We start from the raw sequence: 25238 nt of genomic DNA, 5'->3' as shown, positions 1-25238 counted from the left end.
TCGCGTCCGTGCCTGCGGCGCTCGCCCGATTCTGAGTACGATCGCGCTTTTCGCCACCCACTTCCGCTCGTCCGCACGATCCTTCGCGACTTCATCGTTCGTTCCACGCAATCCCGCACCATGCTCCTCATTCCTGCGATCGACCTCAAGGATGGCCACTGCGTTCGCCTCAAGCAAGGCGACATGGACCAGTCCACCACTTTCAGTGAAGACCCGGCCGCGATGGCGCGCAAGTGGCTCGAAGCCGGTGCGCGGCGGCTGCATCTGGTCGACCTCAACGGCGCTTTCGCCGGGAAGCCGCAGAACCATGCGGCGATCAAGGCGATCCTGAGGGAGGTCGGCGACGACATTCCGGTACAGCTCGGCGGCGGCATCCGCGACCTGGACACCATCGAGCGCTACATCGACGACGGCCTGCGCTACGTGATCATCGGCACCGCAGCGGTCAAGAACCCCGGGTTCCTGAAGGACGCCTGCAGCGCCTTCGGCGGCCACATCATCGTGGGCCTCGACGCCAAGGACGGCAAGGTGGCGACCGACGGCTGGAGCAAGCTTACCGGCCACGAGGTCTCCGACCTGGGCAAGAAGTTCGAGGATTACGGCGTCGAGTCGATCATCTACACCGACATCGGCCGCGACGGCATGCTGTCGGGCATCAACATCGAGGCTACGGTCAGGCTGGCCCAGGCGCTGACCATTCCGGTGATTGCTTCGGGTGGCCTTTCGAACATGGCCGATATCGACAAGCTGTGCGCCGTCGAACCCGACGGTGTAGAAGGCGTGATTTGCGGCCGCGCGATCTACTCGGGCGACCTGGACTTCGCCACAGCACAGGCCCGGGCCGACGAACTCGCAGACGCTGCCTGAACGGCTCCTGGGAGTTATTCAGATTTCACCGCCATTGTCTGGATGATGGTTTCCAGCTGAGGGCTCATCGGCAGGTTGATGCTCGTCCCCGACGGCAGCTTGCGCAGGAACCAGCGCTTGTACTGGCGCTCGATTTCTCCATCCTCCGCCAGGTCGTGAAAGGTGTTGTTGACCACCGTCGCCATCTGGGGATCGTTCTTCCGGTACATCACGCCGTACGGGTCGTACGAGAGAAAGTCGCCGACCACGTAATAGTCGCTCGGCCCCTGGGCGGTACCGCGGTCCTGCGCGATCAGGCCGTACAGGAGCACGTCGTCGGTCGCGAACGCATCGGCCTTTCCGGTCTTCACCAGCGCAAAGGACTCGGCGTGGTCGCGCGACACCAGCAGATTCAGGCCGAGCTTGAAGCGGGTGGACAGGTCCCGCATCGTCTTCTCGTTGGTGGTTCCGCTGGTCACGGCCACGTTCTTTCCCGCCAGATCGGTGAACGACTGGATCGGGGAGCCCTTCTTGACCAGCAACTTGGTGCCCGACACGAACATCGTCGGCGAGAAGCTGACGCGTTTCTGCCGTTCGAGGTTGTTCGTGGTCGAACCGCACTCGAGATCGACCTGGCCGTTCACCACCGCGTCGATGCGCGACTCGGAGGTCACCGGTACCCATTTCGTCGTGAGCGACTTGTGCACCGCTTCGCTCATCGCCTCGACCACCGCCTTGCACAGTTCGATCGAATAGCCGATGGGCTCGTTGCGCGCGGACAGGTAGGAGAACGGCACCGAGGATTCCCGGTAGCCGATGGTGACCGTTCCCGATTCGCGCACCTTGGCCAGCGTCCCGGTCAGTTCCGCCGGCGCGGCCGGAATCGGCTCGGTCTGGGCGGCCGCCGGCGACAGGCACAGGAGGCCGCCAAGCAGGGCCGCGGCGATCGACAGCTTCTGTAAGCGCGTCATGGCAGCCTCAGGCGTGCGCAGGATGGGCGAGGGTGGCCGCCAGTTCGGCGTCCATCGTCCTGGCGTTCGCCTCGGCCTCGCTTTCCGTGAGGAGTTCGCCTTCCCACTTGGCGACCACCGCCGTGGCGATGGAATTGCCGACCGCGTTGGTCGCCGAGCGGCCCATGTCCAGGAAGGTGTCGACGCCAAGAATCAGCAGCAGGCCCGCTTCAGGGATGTTGAACTGGTTCAAGGTGGCAGCGATCACCACCAGCGATGCGCGCGGAACGCCGGCCATGCCCTTCGACGTCAGCATGAGAATCAGCAGCATGGTGATCTGGGTGCCGATCGACAGCGGGATGTCGTAGGCCTGGGCGATGAACAGCACGGCGAAGGTGCAGTACATCATCGAGCCATCCAGGTTGAAGGAATAGCCCATTGGCATTACGAAGCTGGAGATCTTGCGCTTGACGCCGAAACGGTCCAGCGCGATGAGGATCTTCGGATAGGCGGCCTCCGAACTCGCCGTGGCAAAGGACAGCAGGAAGGGCTCCCGGATGAGCTTGAGCAGCTTCACGATGCGCGGCCCCAGGAAGACGAAGCCCGCGAAGGCAAGCACTCCCCAGAGGATGAACAGGCTGAGGTAGAAGCCGCCCATGAAGACCGCGAACTTGATCAGGATCTGCAGGCCATTGGTCGCCACCGTCGCGGCCATGGCAGCCATGACCGCCAGCGGGGCCAGCTTCATCACGTAGCCCGTGATCTTGAGCATGGCGTGCGACAGTTCGTCGATGGAGGCGACCAGCGTCTTGCCCTTTTCGCCCAGCGAGGCGAGCGCGACGCCGAAGAACATCGAGAACACCACGATCTGCAGGATCTCGTTGTTGGCCATGGCCTCGACGAAGGACTTGGGAACCACATGGCCGACGAAGTCCTTGAGGGTGAACTTCGAAGTCGCGAGGTTCGCCGAGGAACCGATGTCCGGCAGCGGCAGGCCGAGGTTGTGGCCGGGCTGCAGCAGGTTGGCCATCACCAGGCCCAGGATGAGCGAGATCAGCGATGCCGTGATGAACCACCCCAGCGCCTTGCCGAACACACGCCCGACCGCGGCGGCGTCCCCCATGTGGGCGATGCCGACGACCAGCGTGGAGAAGACGAGCGGCCCGATCAGCATCTTGATCAGTCGCAGGAACACGTCCGACATGATCGAGATGTAGCCTGCGATCTCCGCTGCGGACTTCTTGTCCGGGAAGCTGACGAAGACCATGTAGCCCAGAATGATCCCGATCACCATCGCTATCAGAATCCAGGCCGCTGGCGGCAGTTTCCTTCTCATGGGAGCTCCTTGCGAGTGAGTTCTGGAGAGAGTCTTCTCTGGCCGACAGCCGCATCCGGCAACCGTCTGCTGATGCGATTTCAAGCCAAATAGGCGCCGGCTGCAATGCCGACGAGCAACTGCATCTCTGGACGCCGGTCGGGGCATGCGGGCCAAACCTAGAATCGGGTCATGTCTCTCCAAGCGCTTTCCTTCCGCGGCCAGCCGGCAGTGCGCCTCGCCCTGCCCGGGGGCGATAGCTGCACCGTCGCGCTGCATGGCGCCCATGTGCTGTCCTGGACCACGGCCGACGGGGTGGAACGCCTCTATCTGAGCCCCGATGCACACTTCGACGGCCAGAGCGCCATCCGCGGCGGCGTGCCGATCTGCTGGCCGCAGTTCAATATGCGGGGACCCTTGCCCAAGCACGGTTTCGTTCGCAACGTGGCCTGGCAGGCCGAGTCGGAGGAGGAGGACGGCAAGCGCCGGACCGTCGTGTTTTCGCTGCGGTCCAACGATGCCACGCGGGCGATCTGGCCGCATTCCTTCCACGCCCGGCTGGCAGTGACGCTGGCGCCGCACATGCTGCGCATCGCCCTGACGATCGACAACTCCGGCAGCGGACCCTGGTCGTTCGCAGCGGCCCTGCACAGCTACTTGCGGGTGGATGAGGTCACCGACGCCCGGCTCGAAGGCCTGCAAGGAGCCAACCGGTGGGACGCGGTGCGAGACGATCGCCATGTCGAATTGGCGCCCTCGCTGGGTTTCGGGGCCGAATTCGACAGCGTCTACGCCTCGCCCGCCAAGCCGCTGCGCCTGGTGCAGCCGTCCGGCACGCTTGAAATCTCGCAAAGCGCGAGTTGCAGCGAGACCGTCGTTTGGAACCCGGGCCCGTTGCTGAGCGCCAAGCTCGAGGACCTGCCCGATGATGGCTGGCGCCACATGCTCTGCGTCGAGGCCGCGCGTATCGACGAGCCTGTCCTGCTGGCGCCCGGCGCCCAATGGCAGGGCTGGCAGCAACTCCACGTCCTTTGAATTCCTGTCCGAACGAATCCATGCTTGCCAAACGCATCATTCCCTGCCTCGACGTCACCGGCGGCCGTGTCGTCAAGGGCGTCAACTTCGTCGAACTGCGCGATGCCGGCGACCCGGTCGAGATCGCTGCGCGCTACAACGCGCAAGGCGCCGACGAACTGACCTTCCTGGACATCACCGCGACCAGCGACGGGCGCGACCTCATCCTGCCCATCATCGAAGCCGTAGCGTCTCAGGTGTTCATTCCCCTGACCGTGGGCGGGGGCGTGCGGACGGTCGCAGACGTGCGCCGCCTGCTCAATGCCGGGGCGGACAAGACCAGCTTCAATTCAGCCGCGATCGCCAATCCCCAGGTCATCGAGGACGCTGCCGGCAAGTACGGCGCGCAGTGCATCGTGGTGGCCATCGACGCCAAGCGTCGCAGCCCCGAGGATGCCGCGACGCGTGGCCCCGGCTGGGACGTCTATAGCCACGGTGGCCGCAAGAACACGGGCCTCGATGCCGTGCAATGGGCTGTCGAAATGGCGCGGCGCGGTGCCGGCGAGATCCTGCTGACCAGCATGGACCGCGACGGCACCAAGAGCGGGTTCGACCTCGAACTCACGCGCGCCGTGAGCGATGCGGTCAGCGTGCCGGTGATTGCCTCGGGCGGCGTCGGCAGCCTGGAGCACCTGGCGGACGGCATCCAGACAGGGGGGGCCGATGCGGTTCTGGCGGCCAGCATCTTCCACTACGGCGAATTCACCGTGGGCGAAGCCAAGCAGCGCATGGCCGCACGCGGCATTCCGGTCCGGCTGTGACCGACAATAGCCCGATGAACTGGCTGGACGAAGTGAAATGGGACGCGAACGGCCTGGTGCCGGTGATCGCTCAGGAACAGGGCAGCAACGACGTGTTGATGTTTGCCTGGATGAACCGCGAAGCGCTCGCGAAGACCGCTGAAATCGGCCGTGCCGTGTATTTCAGCAGGTCACGCGGCAAGCTGTGGTTCAAGGGCGAGGAGTCCGGCCACGTCCAGACGGTGCACGAAATCCGTCTCGATTGCGACAACGATGTCGTGCTTCTCAAGGTCACGCAGCTCGGCCATGAACCGGGGATCGCCTGCCACACGGGGCGTCACAGCTGCTTCTTCAGCAAATATGAGAACGGGCAGTGGACCGTGGCGGAGCCGGTCTTGAAAGACCCCGCATCGATCTACACATCGTCCCCAAGATGAGCACTACTGAACGCAACGCGGAAGACGCGCTGGCGCGCCTGGCCGCCGTGATCGAAAGCCGACTGCCCGCGCGTGGCGGCGACCCCGACAAGAGCTACGTCGCGCGCCTCCTGCACCGCGGTCCGGACGCCTTTCTCAAGAAGATCGGCGAGGAAGCCACCGAAGTCGTGATGGCCGCGAAGGATGCCGACCACGGCGGCGACCGCGCGAAGCTGGTGAACGAAGTGGCCGACCTGTGGTTCCACAGCATGATCGCACTGGCGCACTACGGCTTTTCGCCGCGCGACGTGGTGGCGGAACTGGAGCGCCGCGAAGGCACCAGCGGCATCGAGGAAAAGGCCCTGCGCAAGGCGCAGGATCGCGAAGCTTCCAACGACTGAGAGGACGCGCCATGCCCAACGACATCGTGACCGTCGAGCCCGACGACTCGCTCAAGACCTGGGGCTGGATCAGTTACATCCTGCATCTGGTGGTCGCCGTGGGTGCCGTGCTGCCGGGCGCGCAGGCTTCCATCGGCCTGCTGCTGATCGCGCTGGTGATCGACCTGGTCAAGCGCGACGATGCCGCGGGCACCTGGCAGGCGTCGCACTTCAGCTGGCGCATCCGATCGGTGCTGTGGGCGGGCGTGCTGTACGTGCTGACCTCATGGCTCTGGCTGCTGTTTCTCGTGCCGGGCTGGATCGCCTGGGCGCTGATCTCCCTCTGGTTCCTCTATCGCATCGTCAAGGGGATGGTGCGCATGAATGCGGGCCGGTCCATGGAGCCTTCCAATGTCGTCTGACCCGAACTGCGTCTTCTGCAAGATCATCGAAGGGAAGATTCCCTCCCGCAAGGTGTACGAGGACGACGAGCTTTTTGTCTTCCACGACATCGCCCCCTGGGCGCCGGTGCACTTCATGATCGTGCCGAAGCGCCACATTCCGTCGATGGCCCAGGTCACTGGCGACGATGCGGCGCTGCTGGGAAGGATCATGACGCTGGCGCCCAAGCTCGCCGTCGAGCAAGGTTGCAGGCCTTATCCGGCGGGAGGCTTTCGCATCGTCGTGAATACAGGCGCGGAGGGCGGGCAGGAAGTTCACCATCTCCACGTGCACGTCATGGGTGGTCCAAGGCCCTGGCTCAAAGGCTGACTCGCGATTCGGGCTTCCGCGCGGTTTCCGAAGTCTGCGCGTTCGGGAAAACAGATAGCCATCGTTTTCGGCCGGTCAATTCCGCCGACTAAAATCGTTCACATTCTTCAGGAGTAATCCATGGGTTCACTTTCCATCTGGCACTGGCTGATCGTGCTGCTTGTCGTCGTGATGATCTTCGGCACCAAGAAGCTCCGCAACATGGGCTCCGACCTCGGCGGCGCCGTCAAGGGTTTCAAGGACGGCATGAAAGACGGCGCAGCACCCGAGACGCCGGCCGGTCCGAACGCGCAGGTCACGGGCAACACCACCGCCGACAAGTCGACGATCGACGTCGAGGCGCGTCAAAAGTCCTGAGCTGAGCATCCGTGATCGACCTCGGCATCTCGAAACTCGCGCTGATCGGCGCAGTTGCGCTGATCGTCATCGGACCCGAAAAGCTGCCGCGCGTGGCCCGCACCGTCGGAACCCTGCTCGGCAAGGCGCAGCGTTACGTGAATGACGTCAAGGCCGAGGTCAATCGCTCGATGGACCTCGACGAGCTGCGCAAGATGAAGGACACCGTGCAGGACGCTGCCCGCGATGTCGAGCACAGCATCCAGTCGGGCGCCAGCGACTTCGAAAAGCAGTTCTCCGAAAGCGGCCAGACCCTCTCCGAGCTGGCAGAGCCGACGCCTTCCTATCCCGAATACAAGCACCCGCGCAAGAATTGGCGCCTGAAGCAGGGCGCCACCCCGCAGTGGTACAAGGCGCGCAACGGCGTGCGCACCAAGGCGCTCTCAGGCGCAGCGCGCGTGGCCCGTTACCGTCCCCACAAAATCAACTAGCCGCACCGCCGATCCGGTTGCGCCCAGCGCGCACCGATTTCCTGCCCGCAGCGTCCTCACATGGCCGACCCCACCGACAAGAACAAAGAAGACGAACTGGCCGGCACCGAGCAGCCTTTCGTCCAGCACCTGATGGAGCTGCGGGATCGCCTGCTCTACTGCGTCTATGGCCTCGTCGTGGCCGGCATCCTGCTCGCCATCTGGCCCGGCCCCGCCGGACTGATCGACATGATCGCCGTGCCGATCCGCGCCCACATGCCGCCCGATGCGAAGTTGATCGCCATCGGCGTGTTCTCGCCGTTCTTCGTGCCGCTGAAGGTGCTGGGCATGACGGCCGTGCTGCTCGCGCTGCCCTGGCTCATGTACCAGTGCTGGATGTTCGTGGCGCCGGGCCTCTACAGCCACGAAAAGAAGTTCGCGTTGCCGTTGATCTTCTTCGGTAGCCTGCTGGCCTATGGCGGCATCGCCTTCGTGCAGTTCTTCGTGCTGGACAAGATGTTCGGCTTCATACAGAAGTTCACACCACCGTCGGTGAATGCCACGCCTGATATCTCGTCCTACGTGGAAGCGATCTTGTCGCTGTACATCGCGTTCGGCGTGGCCTTCCAGGTGCCGATCGTCGTGATGCTGCTCGTGCGTTTCGAGATGGTCACCATCGAGAAGCTGAAATCATTCCGCGGCTATTTCATCGTGGTCGCATTCGTCGTGGCTGCGGTGCTGACGCCGCCGGACGTTGTCTCGCAACTCGCCCTGGCGATTCCGATGTGCCTGCTGTACGAGGTCGGCATCATCGGTGCGCGTTACTTCGCGAAGAACACCAAGGCGCCGGAAGAAAGCGCGGATTCCGCGCAATCCTGAGCGCGCCCTTCCCCGAGGGCGCCCTCTATTCGGTCGGGTTCGGTGCTCGCCGCACCTGCGACCGGGGCCGCAGGCCCGGTGTCACATCCAGTTCCAGCTTGTCGCTGCCGCGCTGCAACGCAAAGCGCGCCGCTTGGCCCGGCTTGAGTCCTGCCACGGCGGTCCGGAGCTCCTGCACGTTTCCGATACTTTTATCGCCCACGCTGCTGATGACATCGCCCGGGCGAACGCCGGCCTTGGCCGCCGGGCCGTTTTGCAGCACGCCCGTGATAATCACGCCGGCATCGGCCTTGACGCCGAAGGTTTCCGCGAGTTCGGGAGAAAGGTCGTTGAGCTCCACGCCGATCCAGCCGCGAGTGACCTTCCCGGCCTTCACGATGTCTTCGAGCACCTGCTTGGCGGTCGAGACCGGAATGGCAAAGCCGATGCCCATGCTGCCGCCTGAGCGGGAAAAGAACGCGGTGTTGATGCCTTCGAGGTTGCCGTTCACGTCGACCAGTGCGCCGCCCGAATTGCCCGGGTTGATCGCCGCATCGGTCTGGATGAAGTTCTCGAAAGTGTTGACGTCGAGCTGGTTGCGCCCGAGCGCCGACACGATGCCGCTCGTCACGGTCTGGCCGACGCCGAAGGGATTGCCGATGGCGAGCACCTGGTCGCCGACCTGGAGCGTGTCGGAATTGCCCAGCACGATCACCGGCAGCTTGTCGAGTTCGATCTTGAGCACGGCCAGATCGGTGTCCGGATCGGTGCCGATCACCTTGCCGCGCGCGTGCCGGCCGTCATTGAGGGTGACGTCGATCTCGTCGGCGCCCTCCACGACGTGGTTATTGGTGAGGATGTAGCCGTCGGCGCTCACGATCACGCCGCTGCCCAGCCCGACCTGGGGCTGGTCCGCGCCCTGGTCCCCGAAGAAGAAGCGAAACCACGGATCGTTGCTGCGCGGAGAAAGCTGCGCCGCCTTGCTGGTGTTGATGCTGACCACGGCCGGCGACGCCTTCTTGGCGGCCGCGCTCAGGCTTCCCGGGGCAATCGTGGCCGGGCCGGAGGCAGGCGCCTCGATGACCGCGACGACGCCGCCGAGCGAGCCTCGACGGTTGAGCCACTCGGGCTTGAGGGTCGCGACGACGAAATAGGCCGCGAGCAGGACCGTTACGGCTTGGGCAAACAGCAGCCAGGTGCGTTTCATGAAGAGGTGAAGAGAACGTTGAGCGAAAGCGCGCCGGGGAGGTGGGGCGTCGAAGACCCGATTGTCCCTCAACGCTTCCGAGGAGCCTTTCGCCGGCCCCCGATGACTGTGTGGGGCCTTGCTCCGCGCAAGGACGTGAAATTGGGGAAAACCCTTAAAATTGGAGGACTTGCAGCCGGACGCTCTACAGGGCCTTCTCCGGTGTGGCGCGCACGAGACCCGCAGCGACAGGCCGCTTACGCAAGAGCCCACGGGCTTCGGTTCGCCGAAGCGCCTCGTCCCATCGTTTCGCTTTTACGTTTGCCCATGACTGCACCAGCCCTTGGCGATGGCGTTTCCGTGCCATCGACGCCCACGCGCACGCTCGGCGCCCGAGACTACAAGACCCTCGCCTTGTCAGCCCTTGGGGGAACGCTCGAGTTCTACGACTTTGTCATCTACGTGTTCTTTGCAACGGTGCTCGGGGCACTGTTCTTCCCGGCAGACATGCCCGACTGGCTGCGGCAACTGCAGACCTTCGGCATCTTCGCGGCGGGCTACCTGGCGCGGCCCCTGGGCGGCATCGTGATCGCGCATTTCGGCGACCTGCTCGGTCGCAAGCGCATGTTCACGCTGTCGATCTTCCTGATGGCCGCACCCACGCTGGTGATCGGCCTGCTTCCGACCTACGCCAGCATCGGCGTCGCGGCGCCGCTGCTTCTGCTGGCCATGCGCGTGCTGCAGGGCGCGGCGATCGGCGGCGAGATGCCCGGCGCCTGGGTGTTCGTGGCCGAACACGTGCCGTCGCGCCGCTACGGATTCGGCGTCGGCACGCTGACTTCGGGCATCACGGGCGGCATCCTGCTGGGTTCGCTGGTCGCCATGGCGATCAACCAGCACTACACGCCGGTCGAGGTCAGTGACTTTGCGTGGCGCATCCCCTTCATCCTCGGCGGCGTATTCGGCCTGGTGTCGGTCTATCTGCGCCGCTTCTTGCACGAGACGCCGGTGTTCCAGGAACTGGCGGATCGCCGCAACGTGGCGCGCGAACTTCCGCTCAAGACCATCCTGCGCGAGCACCGCGGCGCCAGCGCGTTCGTCGGGCTGCTGACCTGGGTGCTCTCGGCCGCGATCGTGGTGGTCGTTCTTTTCACGCCGACCTATCTGCAGAAGGTGCACCACATTCCGGCGGCCCTCGCACTGGAGGCAAACGCGGTGGCGACACTGATGCTGACGTTGGGATGCATCCTGGTGGGCTGGGCCTGCGACCGCATCGGTACTCGCGCGGTAATGCTGGTCGGCTGGGGTGGCCTGGTTGTCACTACCTATCTCTTCTATTCGAGCCTGCCCGGAACGTCCGCTTCGCTGGTCTGGCACTACGGCCTGGTCGGGCTGTTCGTCGGCACCATCGCCACCGTGCCGATCGCCGGCGTCCGTGCGTTCCCTGCGCCGGTGCGCTTCTCGGGGCTTTCGTTTGCCTACAACATGTCGTACGCCATCTTCGGCGGTCTTACCCCCATCATCCTCACGCTATGGCTGCAGAAGGATCCGATGGCGCCGGCGCACTACGTCGCGGCGCTCGCCGGACTCGGCTTCGTGCTCGGCCTGTTGCCCCTCGCGTCGCGCGGCCATGCCATGCGGGCGGCCGCGGCCAGGTCCACAATGGCGTGATGAGCACGACCCGCCACGAACTTCTTCACGCGTTCGACCTGCTGCTCGCTCCCGAGCGTTTCAAGGACTACGGACCCAACGGCTTGCAGGTGGAAGGCCGCACGAAGGTGCGCAAGATCGTCTCCGGCGTCACGGCAAGCCGTGCGCTGATCGAGGCGGCCATCCGCGCCGAAGCCGATGCGATCTTCGTCCACCACGGCTTGTTCTGGCGTGGCCAGGACGGTCGGGTCACAGGGTGGATGCGCCAGCGCCTGGGCCTGCTGCTGGGCGACGACGTCAATCTCTTCGCATACCACTTGCCGCTCGATGCGCATCCCGAACTTGGCAACAACGCGCAGCTTGGCGCGCACTTGGGGCTTGTGGCGCGCCCGGGCTCTGCCGGCCGCTTCGGCGAGCAGGAACTCGGATTCATGGGCGCGCGCGAGAACGGCGAGGGCTTCGCGAGCGCCAAGGCGCTGGCCACCCATGTGGAGAAAGCACTCGGCAAGGCCGTGACGCTTGTGGAGGGCACGTCCCGGCAGATCCGGAGCGTTGCATGGTGCACAGGCGGTGCGCAGAGCTACTTCGAGGCCGCCATCGCGGCTGGTGCGGATGCCTTCATCACCGGCGAAATCTCCGAGCCCCAGGCTCACTACGCCCGCGAAACGGGCGTTGCCTTCCTGGCTTGCGGGCACCACGCCACCGAACGCTATGGCGCGCCGGCGGTGGCCGGCCATGTGGCCGCGCAGCTTGGGCTGGCGCACGAATTCATCGATATCGACAACCCGGCGTGAGCAGCGTTCAGCGTCCCGTCGCCATCACGATCGGCGACCCGGCGGGCATAGGGCCCGAGATCATCGTCAAGGCATTTCGCGACGCACCTGACGTGATGCCGGGGTGCTTCGTAGCGGGCGACGTGGGCACGGTGAGACGTGCCGCCCAGGCGCTCGCGGTACCCGGCGTGCTCGCACCGCCTGTGGCGGTCATCGAGATGCCGGGAGACGTTGTGGGCGTTCCGCCGGGATGCATCCCCGTGCTGCAGGCCATCGAGCCTCCCGAGATCGCGATCGCCGTCGGCCAGATCAGCGCCCTCGCGGGACGCATGGCCGGCGACTGCGTCGTATGGGCTGCACGCGCGGCACTGCGCGGCGAGATCGCGGCGATCGTGACCGCGCCATTGCACAAGGAAGCGTTGTCGGCCGCGGGATTCTCCTTCCCGGGCCACACCGAACTGCTGCAGGCAGAGGCCGCTGCATACCTGGGCCGTCCGATCGCGAAAGTGCCGGTGCGCATGATGCTGGCCAACGATGAGCTTCGAACCGTGCTCGTCAGCATTCACATGTCGCTGCGCGATGCCATCGAGGCCGTGACCTTCGATGGCGTGCTCGAAACGCTGCGGATCACGCAGACCGCGCTCACCGCGGTGTTGGGCAGGGCGCCGCGAATCGGCGTGGCAGGCCTCAATCCGCATGCGGGGGAGGGTGGCCTGTTCGGATCGGAAGAGCGCGACATCATCGTGCCGGCCATTTCGGCGGCGCAGTCAGAGGGCATCGACGCAGACGGGCCTCATGCCCCCGACACGATCTTCATGCGGGCTCGCGCCAAGGCAAACGGAGCCGGCGAGTTCGATGTCGTGATCGCGATGTACCACGATCAGGGCCTCATCCCGGTCAAGTACCTCGGTGTGGAGAAGGGCGTGAACGTCACGCTCGGCCTGCCGCTGGTGCGCACCAGTCCCGATCACGGGACCGCGTTCGACATCGCAGGCATGGGGCGGGCCGATCCGTCCAGCCTCGTCGAGGCCGTCAGGATGGCGAAGTCGCTGTCAGGCGCCGTCAGGGACGCTTGAGGCTGTCTCGAATCTCGCGCAGCAGCACGACATCCTCGGGTGGAGCAGGCGGAGGGGCTGCCTCCTGCGACTTCTTCAGCTTGTTGATCTGCTTGACCATCAGAAAAATGATGAAGGCCAGGATCACGAAGTTCACGGCGATGGTGATGAAATTGCCGTATGCCAGCACCGGTGCTCCGGACTTCTTGAGATCGGCCAGGTTGTTGGCAACCCCTGCAGGCGTTGGACCCAGCACGACGTAGAGGTTCGAGAAATCGAGCTTGCCGAACACCAGGCCGACAATCGGCATGATGATGTCGCTCACCAGCGAGTCGACGATCTTCGCAAAGGCAGCGCCGATGATCACGCCGACCGCGAGGTCGATCACGTTGCCCTTGACGGCAAATTCGCGAAACTCCTTCAGAAAGCTCATGGTCGGGTACCCCCTCTGCAGTTGTTGAACGCGGTCGAGTATAGAGGCCGGACTCGCCGCAGCAGCCTTGCGGATCGCCTGCGGCAAGGGCTGCGTCGCGTTGAATTCACTTCTTACGCTCCGCTACAATCGTTGGTTGACCCAAGACCCTAGCGAAGAACATTGAGGATCCCCATGAGTGACAGCACCGCCGGCCGCCCCCGGATCGACACCAGCAAGCGGACGTGGTTGATCGCATCAGGTTGTGCGGGCGCAGTGGGCGGGGTGGCGGTGGCCGTCCCGTTCGTGAGCTCCTTTCAGCCCTCGGAAAAAGCCAAGGCGGCCGGTGCGCCGGTCGAAGCCGACATCAGCGCCCTGCAAGTGGGCGAGAAGATGACGGTCGAATGGCGCGGCAAGCCCGTGTGGATCCTGAAGCGCTCTCCCGCCCAGGTCGCCGAGCTCCCCAATCTCAACCCCCAGCTCGCCGATCCGCTGTCCAAGCGCAACCCCGAGGAGTTCACGCCCGAATACGCTCGCAACGAGCACCGTTCGATCAAGCCTGAAGTCCTCGTGGTCGTCGGTATCTGCACTCACCTCGGTTGCTCGCCGACGGACAAGTTCCAGGCCGGTCCGCAGCCCTCGCTGCCCGACAACTGGGAAGGCGGCTTTCTTTGCCCCTGCCACGGATCGACCTTCGATCTGGCTGGCCGCGTCTTCAAGAACAAGCCCGCGCCGGACAACCTGCCGGTGCCTCCGCACATGTACCTCTCCGACACGCGCCTCCTGATCGGCGACGACAAGAAGGCTTGAGGAGAAGGACGACATGGCTGAATTCAAGGAAATCTCCCCCAACGCACCCGCCAGCGAGAAGGCACTCAACTGGGTCGACAACCGTTTCCCGCTGACCAAGCTGTGGAACGAACAGTGGGGCAAGTACTACGCGCCCAAGAACTTCAACTTCTGGTACATCTTCGGCTCGCTCGCGATGCTGGTTCTCGTGATCCAGATCGTGACCGGCATCTTCCTCGTGATGCACTACAAGCCAGATGCCTCGCTGGCGTTCGCGTCGGTCGAGTACATCATGCGCGACGTGCCCTGGGGCTGGCTGATCCGCTACATGCACTCGACGGGGGCCTCCGCGTTCTTCATCGTGGTGTACCTGCACATGTTCCGCGGGTTGATCTACGGCAGCTACCGCAAGCCACGCGAGCTGATCTGGATCTTCGGCTGCGCGATCTTCCTGTGCCTGATGGCCGAGGCCTTCATGGGCTACCTGCTGCCCTGGGGCCAGATGAGCTACTGGGGCGCCCAGGTGATCGTGAACCTGTTCTCCGCCATCCCCTTCGTGGGCCCGGACCTCGCCCTCCTGATCCGCGGTGATTACGTGGTGAGCGACGCCACGCTGAACCGCTTCTTCAGCTTCCACGTGATCGCCGTGCCGCTCGTGCTGCTCGGCCTGGTCGTCGCGCACCTGATCGCGCTGCACGAAGTGGGCTCGAACAATCCCGACGGCATCGAGATCAAGGCCAATCGCGGTCCCGACGGCCATCCGGTGGACGGCATCCCTTCGCATCCGTACTACACGGTGCACGACATCTTCGGCGTCGTGGTGTTCCTCACGATCTTCTCGGCCGTGATCTTCTTCGCGCCAGAAGCTGGTGGGTACTTCCTGGAATACAACAACTTCATCCCGGCCGACTCGCTGAAGACGCCGAACCACATCGCACCGGTCTGGTACTTCACGCCCTTCTATTCGATGCTGCGTGCAATCACCAGCGAGATGATGTATGCGCTCATTGCCTGCGTGGTGGGCGCTGCGGCGTTCGGTGTCTGGAAGGCGCGCGTGCCCTCGCTCATCAAGGGCGTAATCGTGATCGCCGCGGTCGTCGTTGCAGCGATGATGCTGTCGATCGACGCCAAGTTCTGGGGCGTGGTCGTCATGGGCGGCGCCGTCATCATCCTGTTCTTCCTGCCCTGGCTGGATCACAGCCCGGTCAAGTCGATCCGCTATCGTCCAGGCTGGCACAAGTACCTGTACGGCGTGTTCGTCGTGAACTTCGTGGTCCTGGCCTATCTGGGCGTCCAGCCACCGTCGCCGGTCGGCGAGCGCGTGTCGCAAATCGGTACTCTGTTCTATTTCGGTTTCTTCCTGTTGATGCCGTGGTGGAGCCGCCTCGGTGAATTCAAGCCGGTCCCTGAGCGCGTGACCTTCGCAGCGCACTGACCGGGAGAGCACAAGAATGAAGAAACTGATCCTCACGTTGATCGCAGCGCTTGGCATCGTTACCGGCGCACACGCCGCCGAAGGCGGGATTCCATGGGACAAGGCGCCGAACAGGACGAACGACCTGGCTTCCCTGCAGAACGGCGCCAAGCTCTTCGTCAACTACTGCCTGAACTGTCACTCGGCGGCGTTCATGCGCTACAACCGACTGCAGGACATCGGTATCTCGGAACAGCAGATCAAGGACAATCTGCTGTTCACGACCGACAAGGTCGGCGAAACCATGAAGGCGAACATCGATCCGCGCCAGGCCAAGGAATGGTTCGGCACCGTACCGCCCGACCTGACCCTGGTTGCGCGTTCGCGTGCCGGCCATGGCGGTACCGGCGCCGACTATCTCTACACCTACATGCGCACTTTCTACCGTGACGACACGAAGGCGACGGGGTGGAACAACCTGGCGTTCCCGGCTGTCGCCATGCCGCACGTCTTGTGGGAGTTGCAGGGTGAGCGCCGTCCGATCTTCGACAAGGTCGAGTCGCACGGCCACGAAACCGAGGTCTTCAAGGGTTGGGAGCAACTCAGTCCCGGTACCATGACGCCGATGCAATATGACCAGGCGATGGGCGACCTCGTGAGCTATTTGCAGTGGATGGCAGAGCCGGCGCAGAACACCCGCATCCGCGTGGGCGTCTGGGTGCTGCTGTTCCTTGTCATGGCAGTGGTCTTTGTATGGCGCTTGAATGCCTCTTACTGGAAAGACGTCAAGTAATTCGATGCCGATCGGGCGCCTCGGGCGTCCGGTCCCGCAGAGTGGGTTGCCAACGCGATCCACTCTTTTTGATTTTTAGGAGCCTTTCGCCATGATGGTCTTGTATTCGGGAACGACCTGCCCTTTTTCACATCGCTGCCGCTTCGTGCTGTTCGAGAAAGGCATGGATTTTGAAATTCGCGATGTCGATCTCTACAACAAGCCTGAAGACATCAGCGTGATGAACCCGTACGGCCAGGTGCCGATCCTGGTCGAACGCGACCTGATCCTGTACGAGTCGAACATCATCAACGAGTACATCGACGAGCGCTTTCCGCATCCGCAACTGATGCCCGGCGACCCTGTCGACCGCGCGCGCGTTCGCCTGTTCCTGCTGAATTTCGAGAAGGAACTGTTCGTGCATGTTTCCACGCTGGAAAACCGCACGTCCAAGGGCAACGAAAAGGCGCTCGAAAAGGCGCGTTCGCATATCCGCGATCGCCTGACGCAACTCGCGCCGGTGTTCCTCAAGAACAAGTACATGCTGGGCGACAACTTCTCGATGCTCGACGTCGCGATCGCTCCGTTGCTCTGGCGCCTGGACTACTACGGCATCGATCTGAGCAAGAACGCCGCGCCGCTTCTGAAGTACGCCGAACGCATCTTCTCGCGCCCTGCCTACATCGAAGCGCTGACGCCTTCCGAAAAGGTCATGCGCAAGTGAGTCTCCGCAGCCGGCCATGATCAACGCGCTCGAGTCGTCATCCACCCGCCCGTACCTCATCCGGGCGCTGTATGAATGGTGCACGGACAACGGCTTCACGCCGTATGTCGCCGTGCAGGTCGACGACACCGTCCAGGTGCCGCGCGAGTACGTCAAGAACGGCGAAATCGTGTTGAACATCAGCTTCGATGCGACGAGCTCGCTCAAGCTGGGCAACGATTTCATCGAGTTCAAGGCGCGTTTCGCCGGCACGGCCCGGGAGATCAGCGTGCCCGTGGGCCGCGTGATCGCGATCTATGCGCGAGAGAACGGGCAGGGCATGGCCTTTCCCGCGCCCGCCCCGGCGCAGCCTGACAGTGGCTCGGCGCCCTCTGCGGCGACGTCTCCGCCCTCCGTGTCGCGCACACCGCTGCGCGATGCGTCTCGGGGCACCGAAGGCGACGCGAGCAGGATCGTTCATCTCGTGACCGGTGAAGGCGCTGAAGAAGCCGTGGAGACCAGCAATACGCCTGTGGATCCCGAGGATCCGCCACGTCCGCCGGCCGGTGGTGGGTCGCGACCCTCGCTCAAGCGGATCAAATGAGCAATGCGGCCGATGCCGCCCCGCTAAAATTCCCTCTCCCGCCGCTTTAGCTCAGTTGGTAGAGCAACCGCCTTGTAAGCGGTAGGTCGTCAGTTCGATTCCGACAAGCGGCACCATTCTGATATGTGACCGGGCACCGTCATTTCGACGGTGCCCGGCTTCCAGCGCGACGGCGCAGAGGCCAGTTGCCCGTTGGTTCCGCGGATCTCGCCACCTGTCGGCAGCACGCGAATTTCGCTCACGATTGATTTCAGATAAGCCTTCGCGTGAGGACTATCCCTATCGAGGACTACTTTCGCGAAGGAGCGACAGAAGTCGTTAATCTGGTTGCTGCCGATTTTCTTCAACGGCACCTGCCGCTGCTTTTCCAGGTCACGCAGTTCCTCGGTTAGGAAAGCGTGACGGCGGCTGAAGTCATTCAGACGAGCGCGAAGCGTCTCCGTCAGCGGTTCGCCTTCTTCGATCTTTCCGTACCACATGTTGATCTTTTGCGTGATCGCTGCATGCTCGCGCTGAAGCGAAAGCTGTTTCAAACGAAGGGGTTCCTGCATCTGCAAGAACTCTTGCTGGAAATCGGCGATCGCCTTCGCAAGGCGTTCCGGTCGAACCACCTTGTCGATCACTACATTGAGGACCTCTGTTTCAAGCATCTCCCGCGGGATATTGGGCGCGTCGCAGGTCGACGAGCCCTGATACTGCCGCCGAGCGCAACGATAGTAGTCGTAAGAGCCGCTCTTGCCCGACATCAACACCAGTCCTGCGCCGCAGCGACACTTTGCTATGCCCGTCAATAATGTCGGACTGGCATCAGCTCGGTATTGGAAGTCCTCGCACTTCATGGGCGCACGTTCGGCGCGAAGCGCCGCGCACTTGTCCCATACGTCAGGTGAAACGATAGGAGGCACGTCGACGGAAATCTGCTCTGAAATGTCACGCTTTTTTCCAGTGCGACCTTCGACGCAGTTGTACAGGTAGGTTCCTTTGTAGGTCGTCGAACTCAGAATGTACCAAACGGTTTGAATGCCCCATGGGCTCCCGCGCATGGTTAGTCCGCGGCGGTTAAGCTCGGTAGCAATCTTCTTCACTCCGAGGCCTTCGCCTCCCATTGCGTATATCTCCTTGACGATCACAGCTTCTTCGTCATTGATTGCAAGCTTACGCTTGAAACCGCTGCGTCCTTTCACGTCCGTCTCGACAGCCTCGTAGCCGAACGGGGGTCGGGCCCCGTTGAAATATCCTTGGCGAGCGTTCTCGAGCATTGAGCGCTGGGTGTTCTTTCCGTTTTCTCTGCTCACGTATTCGTCGTAAAGAGCGAGTGTGCCGCGATAGATAATCGCGGCGCTGTCATTGCCGACAGGCTGTGTGGTGCTAATCAAGTCGATGTCGTGCTTTTTCAGAAGTCTTTCATACGACGCCAATCCGTAGGAATCACGAAAAAATCGTGATTGCGTGTGGACGACAATGGCGTCAACTGGGTGATCTTCGGAAAGCGCATACCTGATCATTTGCTGGAAGACCGGACGGTTGTCATCGGTGGCCGATCTGCCATTTTCAATAAAGTCTTTGCAGACTTTGTGACCTTCACGCTTCGCCCAATCTGTAGTGAGTTTGACTTGCGCCTCGATGCTCAGGCCTTCCTCGGCCTGCCGACCAGTGCTCACTCGTGCGTAGATTGCGACATTCATACTGATCCCTCATCACTCTGCGGCGTGGTGGGCTCACCCACCGCGTCAATGCGAATGCCGGCTAGTTCCTCGATCAGGGCGCGCATAGCGGGGGCTAGCGACTTCAACTCAGACGGATCCGGTCGATTCTTGGAAAAGGTCGGCCGGAAAACTACTTCCAGCATCTGAAATCGCTGGTGCTTGCTGCCCTCGGCATCGCGCAGACGTACCAACAACGTCTTCACCATGATTGACACCTCTTCCACCGCACGGCCGTGGGTTGCAGCAAGAAAGCGTAGCGCTGTGACGAGATTGTGTCAATATTTGCTCCACGTATGGTTCGAATGATAGGGTGAAGCTTCTTGGTTTAACGATGAAAAAAGAATGATTTAGTCTTGGCGATTGAGACAATGTTAGATCTCACATGCCGGGTCTGCGGGCGTTGAACCACAACATCCGCTCCTGGCTACGGCTCAATGGTCGTACTCTGCGCAGCGAAGCCGTATGTAAGTCTGGGCGAGGTAGGGCTGGTTTCGTCCAAGCCCGCCGACGCTCGAAAGACGTGGCTGGCCATACTGTTTTCGGGCGCCTTGCTCACCATCCTCTCGAAGTCGTGGGTAGATCCTGAACTGACAGCCGCCGCTGGGGGCTATCGTCGCGGACGGCGTGGACCTTGATCGCCTGCACATTGATGCCGCCGTCTTTGATGCTCGCTTTCAGTTCCTCATGATCTTTCGCAGCATACGACTGGGGGGTGTCGATTCGCCCATCGCGATGGGCGAATCGCTTGTGGAATAGTTGCTGGACGGAAGGTTCGCTGCTGCCGATTTGATCCTCTGCATCGAGTCGGGTTTCATCCGTTTCTGCTCGAGGCTCGCTGCAATTGCCGGAGGCCATTTGCTGTGAAGGCCTGAGAATTGAAAGTCGTAGCCGTGTCATCGGGCTTCGAACTAGCCCTTGAGGAAGACTCAGTATCTGGGGGTTCCTCGCAATTCGCTTGGCGGGTCCGACCCGATGCGGTTCGACTCCCTCCGGTTCCGCCATCTTCCCTCGAAGGGTGCCCCAGAAATGGGGCACCCTTTGTTTTTGGGGCCGCGCCTTCGAGCGGGCGTGGCACCCCGTCGCCCTTGCGGCCGGGGCGGCGCGAGAGGGTACGCAAAAACCGCTCGGGGTACGCGCCCAGGCAGAACCGCGTTGCGAGGGCGCCTTGCGCACCATCGCGCGATTTGTGGGTGTCTTTGTGCGGCGGCCCCAGGCCAACCCGGTGCCGTGATGTGTGCGGCGCCCATAGTCTGATTATCTGACCACGTCGGCCTGCGCGCTGGCGTGCGGTCCCGCATGGGCGTTGAACAATTCAACAGGCCGACGGCGAGCACGGGTCGCATTCGCTCGCGCTGCCAAATGGCGCTTGCCTCGCTGCGACTGCTCCCGTTCCTCCAAATGCGCGATCTTTGTGCCCATACGCCGAATATTCGGCGGTGCCTAAGGTCGAGCTCGTCCGGACACCTCCCTTCCTTCCTCAACTGTCAAGGAGTTAGACCATGGACGAGGACCCACGTCAGTTGCCTGAACTGCCCGCGATTGCCCCGCGGCGGGGGCCGGAGAAACTGCTCACCGACGACATCATCAAGGATTGGCCGGGGTGCACCGATCCCGAGCACCCGGCCAAGCTGAGCGATGGAGGCGCCCTGTACATGATTCAGCGCGCACCCGCAGGCCAACGGATCTGGCGGGTGCGCGTGAAGGTTGCCAAAATCCCTGTTGGGCTCGATCACCCCGCAGCGGGCGATGACCAGGACGAGCGCGATGATCAAGACCAGCGCGATGAGCAAGCACAAGCGCGCCCGCGTGTCAGCGAGGTCACCCTCGGCGCGTACCCTGAGCTGGGGCTGGAGGCGGCCCGCACGGCGGCGGCTGCTGCCCGTCAGCTCGCCCACTTGGGGATCCACGGGACGGCCCACAAGGCCGCGGCGCTGGCAAAAGAGCGCCGTGACAACCAGGCCGCCACGTTCGGCTATGCGTGCGAGGCCTGGTGGGCCGCCAACCATGAAGCCGGCCCTGGGGACCGAAAAGTACGCGCGCGAGATGAAGAGCATCTACGAGCGCTGGCTGAGGCCCCGGGCGTTGTGGAACGCGCGCCTGAACGAGATCATTGTTCCGATGGCCGTGGGCGCGCTGACGGCGTGCGTCAAGCAGTCGGTGAGCACCGGGAAGAAACTGCGCATGATCATTCAAGGCGTCGCCAGGTATGCGCTGGGCGTCGGCCTGGTAGAGCACACTGAACTGGCCGCGCTGGCCGAAACGCCCAAGCTGCGGGCCTATCGCCGGGCCAGCGACAACGGTGAACGCCACCGCCCTGCCATGCTGGACCTGGCCGACGCGGGGCAGATCCTGCGTGACAACGACAATGTCAATGCGGAATGGCAATTGGTGCGCGCTTCGCTGATGTGCGCGCTGCTGGCGCGGCAACATTGTGGCGATGCGGTGGGAGGACCTGAACCCGGACTGCACGGTGTGGAGCATCCCGCGCAAGCGCGGGATCATGAAGACGACCGATCGCAGCGGCGGGCATGGCGACATGAACTTTTGCTCCCATCACATCGTGCCCTTGCCCCGGCAAGCGACGGAGTTGCTCAAGAGCCTGGATCGGCACAGCGAGTGGGTCTTCTTCAGTCCGCTCGATACCGCCAGCCACATTACCGAAAACACCCTGGTGCGTCACTATGCGTACCGCCTGGGGCAGGGGTGCATTGTCCCCACGGCTGGCGCAGCACCTTTTTCACCTGGGCCAACGATCAAACGACGCCGAAGGGGGAGCGCCAGTACTCTCGTGACGAGATCGAGTTGATCCTGGACCACAAGGTCGGCTCTGCGGTGTACCGCGTCTACAACCGGAAGGTGGCCATCCCGCGCTTGCGTCCGATCCTGCAGGCGTGGGCCGACGCGCTGTACCACGCCTGGCACAAGGCCACACCGTCGCGCGCGCGCCGTAAGGTCTGTTGGGGGTCCTTGCGGGTCCGTCGCGTCGCGGGCGCGTCCCCCGCGGTAGCGACGCCTGTTGGGGGAGGGAGCGCCGGGCCATGTCCCGGCGCTGGTCGTTCTGCGTCCACGAACACGCCCGACAGCGAAGCGAGGCGGCTCGGCAACGCCTGGGCGCGGGGGACAGGCGCTTCTTTTCACCGACTTCAGGGCGTAAATTTGTAGCAAATGAGTAACTGCCATCCCGCCTGGGCGGGGGGCGCGGGCTGCCTCGATGGGCGCTGCGGCAGGGGTGCGCTGGGGTCGCACTCCGCTCCAGCGCCGCTACTCGTTGAGCAATTTCTCCAGCGACGTTCGCAGTCTCATGACCAGGGCCTCGCTCAACCGCCGGTCAAACCAGATGGCCAGCCGCCCGCGACGATCGATCTTGAAGGCGGCATGCGCCTGCTTGCCGCACACCTCCTGCGCATCCTCCCCCCGCCCACCCGCTTCACTCACGAGCATCTGGAAGATCCGGCTGGGGCTGACCGAGGCGGCGCTGTTCTGCGCCTTCAGGCGCATGGCGCTGTCGATGGTGCGCTGCAAAGCCGCGGCGCAAGCGGCTTTCAATGGACGTGCCCATCGGTACTGGATGTCGTTCGGCGACGAGAACGCCTGATGCACCGGCTCAGGCAGGCTTGCGATGGCGATCGCCTTGCTCACCAGGCTCACGTCAATGGTCAGCTCCTGCGCCAAGCGTCGCACCGACGCGAACAGGCCTGCGTCCAGTGCGCGCTTGAACATCTGTCCCTGTTCGAACGGCGACAGCGCCCGGTGCGCCCGGTTCTCGCGGTCCATCTCGGCGAACAGCTGCAGGTCATCCATCGACGCCACGATCGCATTAACAGGGACGCCCAGTTCCAGACAGGCCCGATGGCGGCGGTGACCGAACACGATCTCGAACCGCATCGCGCCCTGCGCGGCCACCGCGCTCGCCTGCACCGAAGGCGGGATCGGCCGAACCTTGATCGGCTGCACGTTGCCACCTGCGCGCTGGATGCTGGCCTTGAGCTCCTGAAATTCGGGCGTGTCCGCGTCTTCGTGGATGCGATTGGCCCACTTCGAGTGGCCAATCAATCGGGCATCGATGCGACGCAGGGCGGCCGATGGTGTTGGCGCCATCTCGGGCTCAGGTGCAGCGATGCTGGATGGGCTGGTGGTGATGGGTGCACGGCTGGCGAGTGGTGCCGGACATGCCTCGCCCGGTTCAGCCGACAAGGCCTGGCTCGACGCCGCTTGCGCAAGAGGCCGACGGCGGGGCGCTGGTGCGGCCTGCTTAGCACGTCCAAGTGGAGCCTTCCCGCTGGCGCGTGGGGCCCGTCCCTTTGCGGAGACCTTTGCGGCGGAGACCTTGGCGCTGACTTTGCTGGAATTGTGTGGGGCGGGCATAGGAGCGTCTCTTTCCTCTTCACTGCTGCCGACGATCAGGACCGCGTGGCCAACGATGCGCGGCTTCGCTCAGGAGGATTGAACGACTCCCCCGCATGGCTTGCCCGTTGTCGTCCGACCGGCGCGTTGCGCGGACGAGCCTTTCATCCAGGAATGGATGTCGAGATCGACCGTGGCAACTCGACCTCGTTGGAGGTTGAATAGTCAACTATAGACTAGTCTGAATGAGAGTACAGCGTTGAGTTTACGGATTCGAGGGGCTCCTCCCTGGGGCCGCTTGATCGCGCCTGACCCGCAGAGGTTGTGCTCGCGTAGTCGCAGCTCCTGAAGATCGCACGAGGTTCATTGCGTATGTGCTGTGCCGCAGAGGTAGAGAGAGTCGATGCAGCTTTTCAAGCTTCGATTTGACGGGCCCAGAAAGTCCCTGCTGCGCGAGCCCTCGCCCGAAGAGCGGGGGACGAAAGCTGCCAACGCGCGAAGCGCGAAAGGAGGCCCCTTCAGTGGTGCATGAAGGAAGCGTCGGGGCAAGAAAATGGATCAGGGCGAGAACGCGCCGACTGGCCCCCCTGAACGCCGCCTTGCTCGCCCGATGCTTCACCCACAGGCGAGCCGCAAAGGGGACCCAAGGAGCGACCGAGCGTCGTCGTTCTTTTGTGGTCCTTCAGCGCAACTTCTGACGCTTTAGTCTCAGGCCTCCTTTGGGCGACGGCGCCGCGATGCCCAGGCGTTGGAGACGGTCCTGGAATTCCAACTCGAGCGCGATCATGTCCGTGTTCAAGGCCGCGACCCAGTGGCGCAACTCCACATGGCCCATCAGGCGCGCGCAGCGCTCCACCTTGGAGACGTCGGTCTGACGCCACTTCAGGCTCTCGGCCAATTGCTCCTGTGTGAGGCCGGCGACGCCACGCATGTCCTTGAGAAGCGCGGCCAGCACCTGATGCTCGCGATTGAATGGGGAAGTCTTGGAAGTCTTCATGGATGCCACTTGTTGAGGTGGCCCAGACCTTGTATGCTTCAATCAACTAGTCGAAACAGAACTGGTCCAAATCGACTAATGCGGGTACAGGGGGACAGGCGTTCGACCCGGCCGCCATGACCGGACCGACTCAATTATTGGCGGAAAGACAGTAAATAGCCGCGACTGTGGCCCCCTCCCGAAAGCGCGGCAAAGGAAGGCGACCATGCCAACGAGACCTGAAGCGAAGGCGACGCCGTGATAGAGGGCCGCGCTGGGCCGGCAGAGGCCCTCGAAAGCCAAAGGGTGATGAGGCCAGACATGAACCAGTGCTTTGCAGCGAACGAGATTGCCACGAACGCGCCGCTGGTGGACGCAGGCGAATTCGGTGGCGTCGGCCGCGCGGTTGCAGGTGACTGGGACCACGGGTCTCGGGAACTGCATTCGCCTGTTGCCATGCAGCGTACGGTCGGTCCGACCCAACGGGGAAGGGGCCTTCGAGGTGAACTCGGTCAAGGAAATCGAACATGACATCAAGACGTGAATGGAAGGCTAGAGCGATGCTTGTTTCAAACTGCCTGGAAGAGTTGGCCCAGCTTTCTGAACCTGGGTCCGATACCGATGAAGCGACCGGCGACGCTCATCGCCAAATGCGAAGACTCCGACCAAGTTGGCCTCAGAGAATGGCCGATCCCCGG

28 protein-coding genes, 1 tRNA gene and 1 pseudogene are annotated in these 25238 nt (G+C 63.3%); 21 read left to right on the top strand and 9 right to left on the bottom strand.

All coding sequences use genetic code 11. From position 1 onward, the window contains the following. Positions 1–120: 120 nt before the first annotated feature. Complete coding sequence (gene hisA, locus QTH97_RS08080) at positions 121–867, top strand: 1-(5-phosphoribosyl)-5-[(5-phosphoribosylamino)methylideneamino]imidazole-4-carboxamide isomerase (RefSeq protein ID WP_286567617.1); 747 nt, start codon at positions 121–123, stop codon at positions 865–867. Positions 868–881: 14 nt separating this feature from the next. Here the strand turns inward: hisA and QTH97_RS08075 are convergent, their stop codons facing one another. Beyond that, on the bottom strand, positions 882–1817 hold the full coding sequence (locus QTH97_RS08075) for an amino acid ABC transporter substrate-binding protein (protein WP_286567616.1): 936 nt from the start codon (positions 1815–1817) through the stop codon (positions 882–884). A gap of 7 nt (positions 1818–1824) precedes the next feature. Continuing rightward, positions 1825–3132, bottom strand: a complete 1308-nt coding sequence (locus QTH97_RS08070; protein WP_286567614.1) for a dicarboxylate/amino acid:cation symporter — start codon at positions 3130–3132, stop codon at positions 1825–1827. Between the two features lie 171 nt (positions 3133–3303). Here QTH97_RS08070 and QTH97_RS08065 point away from each other — a divergent pair, with 171 nt between their 5' ends. From QTH97_RS08065 to tatC, 9 genes are all read left to right on the top strand, one after another. Continuing rightward, complete coding sequence (locus tag QTH97_RS08065) at positions 3304–4146, top strand: D-hexose-6-phosphate mutarotase (RefSeq protein WP_286567613.1); 843 nt, start codon at positions 3304–3306, stop codon at positions 4144–4146. 20 nt (positions 4147–4166) lie between these two features. Then, positions 4167–4946, top strand: coding sequence for an imidazole glycerol phosphate synthase subunit HisF (hisF, locus tag QTH97_RS08060; RefSeq protein WP_286567612.1), 780 nt, complete (start codon positions 4167–4169; stop codon positions 4944–4946). Positions 4947–4960: 14 nt separating this feature from the next. Then, positions 4961–5362, top strand: coding sequence for a phosphoribosyl-AMP cyclohydrolase (gene hisI / locus QTH97_RS08055; RefSeq protein ID WP_286567611.1), 402 nt, complete (start codon positions 4961–4963; stop codon positions 5360–5362). Beyond that, the gene (locus QTH97_RS08050) at positions 5359–5742 is read left to right on the top strand and encodes a phosphoribosyl-ATP diphosphatase (protein WP_286567610.1); all 384 of its coding nucleotides are present in this window, start codon (positions 5359–5361) and stop codon (positions 5740–5742) included. The genes hisI and QTH97_RS08050 overlap by 4 nt, the downstream gene beginning before the upstream one ends. Positions 5743–5753: 11 nt before the next feature. Further along, the gene (locus tag QTH97_RS08045) at positions 5754–6143 is read left to right on the top strand and encodes a DUF4870 family protein (RefSeq protein ID WP_286567609.1); all 390 of its coding nucleotides are present in this window, start codon (positions 5754–5756) and stop codon (positions 6141–6143) included. Beyond that, on the top strand, positions 6133–6492 hold the full coding sequence (locus tag QTH97_RS08040; RefSeq protein WP_286567608.1) for a histidine triad nucleotide-binding protein: 360 nt from the start codon (positions 6133–6135) through the stop codon (positions 6490–6492). Before QTH97_RS08045 ends, QTH97_RS08040 begins: the two co-directional genes overlap by 11 nt. 120 nt (positions 6493–6612) lie before the next feature. Continuing rightward, positions 6613–6849: a Sec-independent protein translocase subunit TatA gene (gene tatA / locus QTH97_RS08035; protein ID WP_286567607.1), complete on the top strand. Its 237-nt coding sequence runs from the start codon at positions 6613–6615 to the stop codon at positions 6847–6849. Positions 6850–6860: 11 nt separating this feature from the next. Next, positions 6861–7319: a Sec-independent protein translocase protein TatB gene (gene tatB / locus QTH97_RS08030; RefSeq protein ID WP_286567606.1), complete on the top strand. Its 459-nt coding sequence runs from the start codon at positions 6861–6863 to the stop codon at positions 7317–7319. A 60-nt stretch (positions 7320–7379) separates the two neighbouring features. Further along, on the top strand, positions 7380–8177 hold the full coding sequence (tatC, locus tag QTH97_RS08025; protein WP_286567605.1) for a twin-arginine translocase subunit TatC: 798 nt from the start codon (positions 7380–7382) through the stop codon (positions 8175–8177). A 25-nt stretch (positions 8178–8202) separates the two neighbouring features. Here the strand turns inward: tatC and QTH97_RS08020 are convergent, their stop codons facing one another. Then, positions 8203–9363, bottom strand: coding sequence for a S1C family serine protease (locus tag QTH97_RS08020; RefSeq protein ID WP_286567604.1), 1161 nt, complete (start codon positions 9361–9363; stop codon positions 8203–8205). A gap of 306 nt (positions 9364–9669) precedes the next feature. On the opposite strand from QTH97_RS08020, the gene QTH97_RS08015 reads away from it, so the two are divergent. Genes QTH97_RS08015 through pdxA form a run of 3 tightly spaced genes read left to right on the top strand, consistent with a single transcriptional unit; the run spans position 9670 to position 12841 of the window. Next, entirely contained in the window at positions 9670–11013 is a 1344-nt protein-coding gene (locus QTH97_RS08015; protein ID WP_286567603.1) for an MFS transporter, read from the top strand. After that, positions 11013–11786, top strand: coding sequence for a Nif3-like dinuclear metal center hexameric protein (locus QTH97_RS08010; RefSeq protein WP_286567602.1), 774 nt, complete (start codon positions 11013–11015; stop codon positions 11784–11786). The genes QTH97_RS08015 and QTH97_RS08010 overlap by 1 nt, the downstream gene beginning before the upstream one ends. After that, positions 11783–12841, top strand: coding sequence for a 4-hydroxythreonine-4-phosphate dehydrogenase PdxA (pdxA, locus tag QTH97_RS08005; protein ID WP_286567601.1), 1059 nt, complete (start codon positions 11783–11785; stop codon positions 12839–12841). Before QTH97_RS08010 ends, pdxA begins: the two co-directional genes overlap by 4 nt. On the opposite strand, the gene mscL is transcribed toward pdxA, so the two are convergent. Beyond that, positions 12828–13253 (bottom strand): large conductance mechanosensitive channel protein MscL, encoded by a 426-nt coding sequence (gene mscL / locus QTH97_RS08000; RefSeq protein ID WP_286567947.1) that lies wholly within the window; start codon positions 13251–13253, stop codon positions 12828–12830. The genes pdxA and mscL overlap by 14 nt on opposite strands. A gap of 174 nt (positions 13254–13427) precedes the next feature. On the opposite strand from mscL, the gene petA reads away from it, so the two are divergent. From petA to QTH97_RS07970, 6 genes are all read left to right on the top strand, one after another. Then, entirely contained in the window at positions 13428–14042 is a 615-nt protein-coding gene (petA, locus tag QTH97_RS07995; RefSeq protein ID WP_286567600.1) for a ubiquinol-cytochrome c reductase iron-sulfur subunit, read from the top strand. 13 nt (positions 14043–14055) lie between these two features. Then, complete coding sequence (locus QTH97_RS07990; RefSeq protein ID WP_286567599.1) at positions 14056–15456, top strand: cytochrome b; 1401 nt, start codon at positions 14056–14058, stop codon at positions 15454–15456. A 16-nt stretch (positions 15457–15472) separates the two neighbouring features. Continuing rightward, a complete protein-coding gene (locus QTH97_RS07985; RefSeq protein ID WP_286567598.1) occupies positions 15473–16228 on the top strand; it encodes a cytochrome c1 in 756 nt (251 codons plus the stop codon). Between the two features lie 91 nt (positions 16229–16319). Continuing rightward, on the top strand, positions 16320–16931 hold the full coding sequence (locus tag QTH97_RS07980; RefSeq protein WP_286567597.1) for a glutathione S-transferase N-terminal domain-containing protein: 612 nt from the start codon (positions 16320–16322) through the stop codon (positions 16929–16931). A gap of 16 nt (positions 16932–16947) precedes the next feature. Next, entirely contained in the window at positions 16948–17514 is a 567-nt protein-coding gene (locus tag QTH97_RS07975) for a ClpXP protease specificity-enhancing factor (protein ID WP_286567596.1), read from the top strand. A gap of 40 nt (positions 17515–17554) precedes the next feature. Continuing rightward, positions 17555–17630 (top strand) — tRNA-Thr (locus QTH97_RS07970). On the opposite strand, the gene QTH97_RS07965 is transcribed toward QTH97_RS07970, so the two are convergent. From QTH97_RS07965 to QTH97_RS07955, 3 genes are all read right to left on the bottom strand, one after another. Next, on the bottom strand, positions 17604–19199 hold the full coding sequence (locus tag QTH97_RS07965) for a recombinase family protein (protein ID WP_286567595.1): 1596 nt from the start codon (positions 19197–19199) through the stop codon (positions 17604–17606). The two genes, QTH97_RS07970 and QTH97_RS07965, sit on opposite strands and share 27 nt — an antisense overlap. Then, a complete protein-coding gene (locus QTH97_RS07960; RefSeq protein WP_286567594.1) occupies positions 19196–19426 on the bottom strand; it encodes a hypothetical protein in 231 nt (76 codons plus the stop codon). Before QTH97_RS07960 ends, QTH97_RS07965 begins: the two co-directional genes overlap by 4 nt. Before the next feature lie 346 nt (positions 19427–19772). Continuing rightward, complete coding sequence (locus QTH97_RS07955) at positions 19773–20075, bottom strand: hypothetical protein (RefSeq protein ID WP_286567593.1); 303 nt, start codon at positions 20073–20075, stop codon at positions 19773–19775. Between the two features lie 644 nt (positions 20076–20719). Here QTH97_RS07955 and QTH97_RS36955 point away from each other — a divergent pair. Both QTH97_RS36955 and QTH97_RS07945 read left to right on the top strand, forming a co-directional pair. Next, positions 20720–21088: pseudogene (locus QTH97_RS36955) on the top strand (hypothetical protein); the annotation flags it as partial. Positions 21089–21224: 136 nt separating this feature from the next. After that, positions 21225–22382 carry a hypothetical protein gene (locus QTH97_RS07945; RefSeq protein ID WP_286567591.1) on the top strand — a complete coding sequence of 386 codons (1158 nt, stop codon included), beginning with the start codon at positions 21225–21227 and terminating at the stop codon, positions 22380–22382. 99 nt (positions 22383–22481) lie between these two features. On the opposite strand, the gene QTH97_RS07940 is transcribed toward QTH97_RS07945, so the two are convergent. Together QTH97_RS07940 and QTH97_RS07935 are read right to left on the bottom strand one after the other, a co-directional pair. After that, the gene (locus QTH97_RS07940; RefSeq protein WP_286567590.1) at positions 22482–23318 is read right to left on the bottom strand and encodes a ParB/RepB/Spo0J family partition protein; all 837 of its coding nucleotides are present in this window, start codon (positions 23316–23318) and stop codon (positions 22482–22484) included. 928 nt (positions 23319–24246) lie between these two features. Next, positions 24247–24561, bottom strand: coding sequence for a helix-turn-helix domain-containing protein (locus QTH97_RS07935; RefSeq protein ID WP_286567588.1), 315 nt, complete (start codon positions 24559–24561; stop codon positions 24247–24249). Positions 24562–25238 lie beyond the last annotated feature (677 nt).

Origin of the sequence: Variovorax gracilis, assembly GCF_030317115.1 — a bacterium.
In the GTDB taxonomy this organism is placed as follows: domain Bacteria; phylum Pseudomonadota; class Gammaproteobacteria; order Burkholderiales; family Burkholderiaceae_C; genus Variovorax; species Variovorax gracilis.
This window is presented reverse-complemented; position numbering and strand designations above follow the sequence as displayed.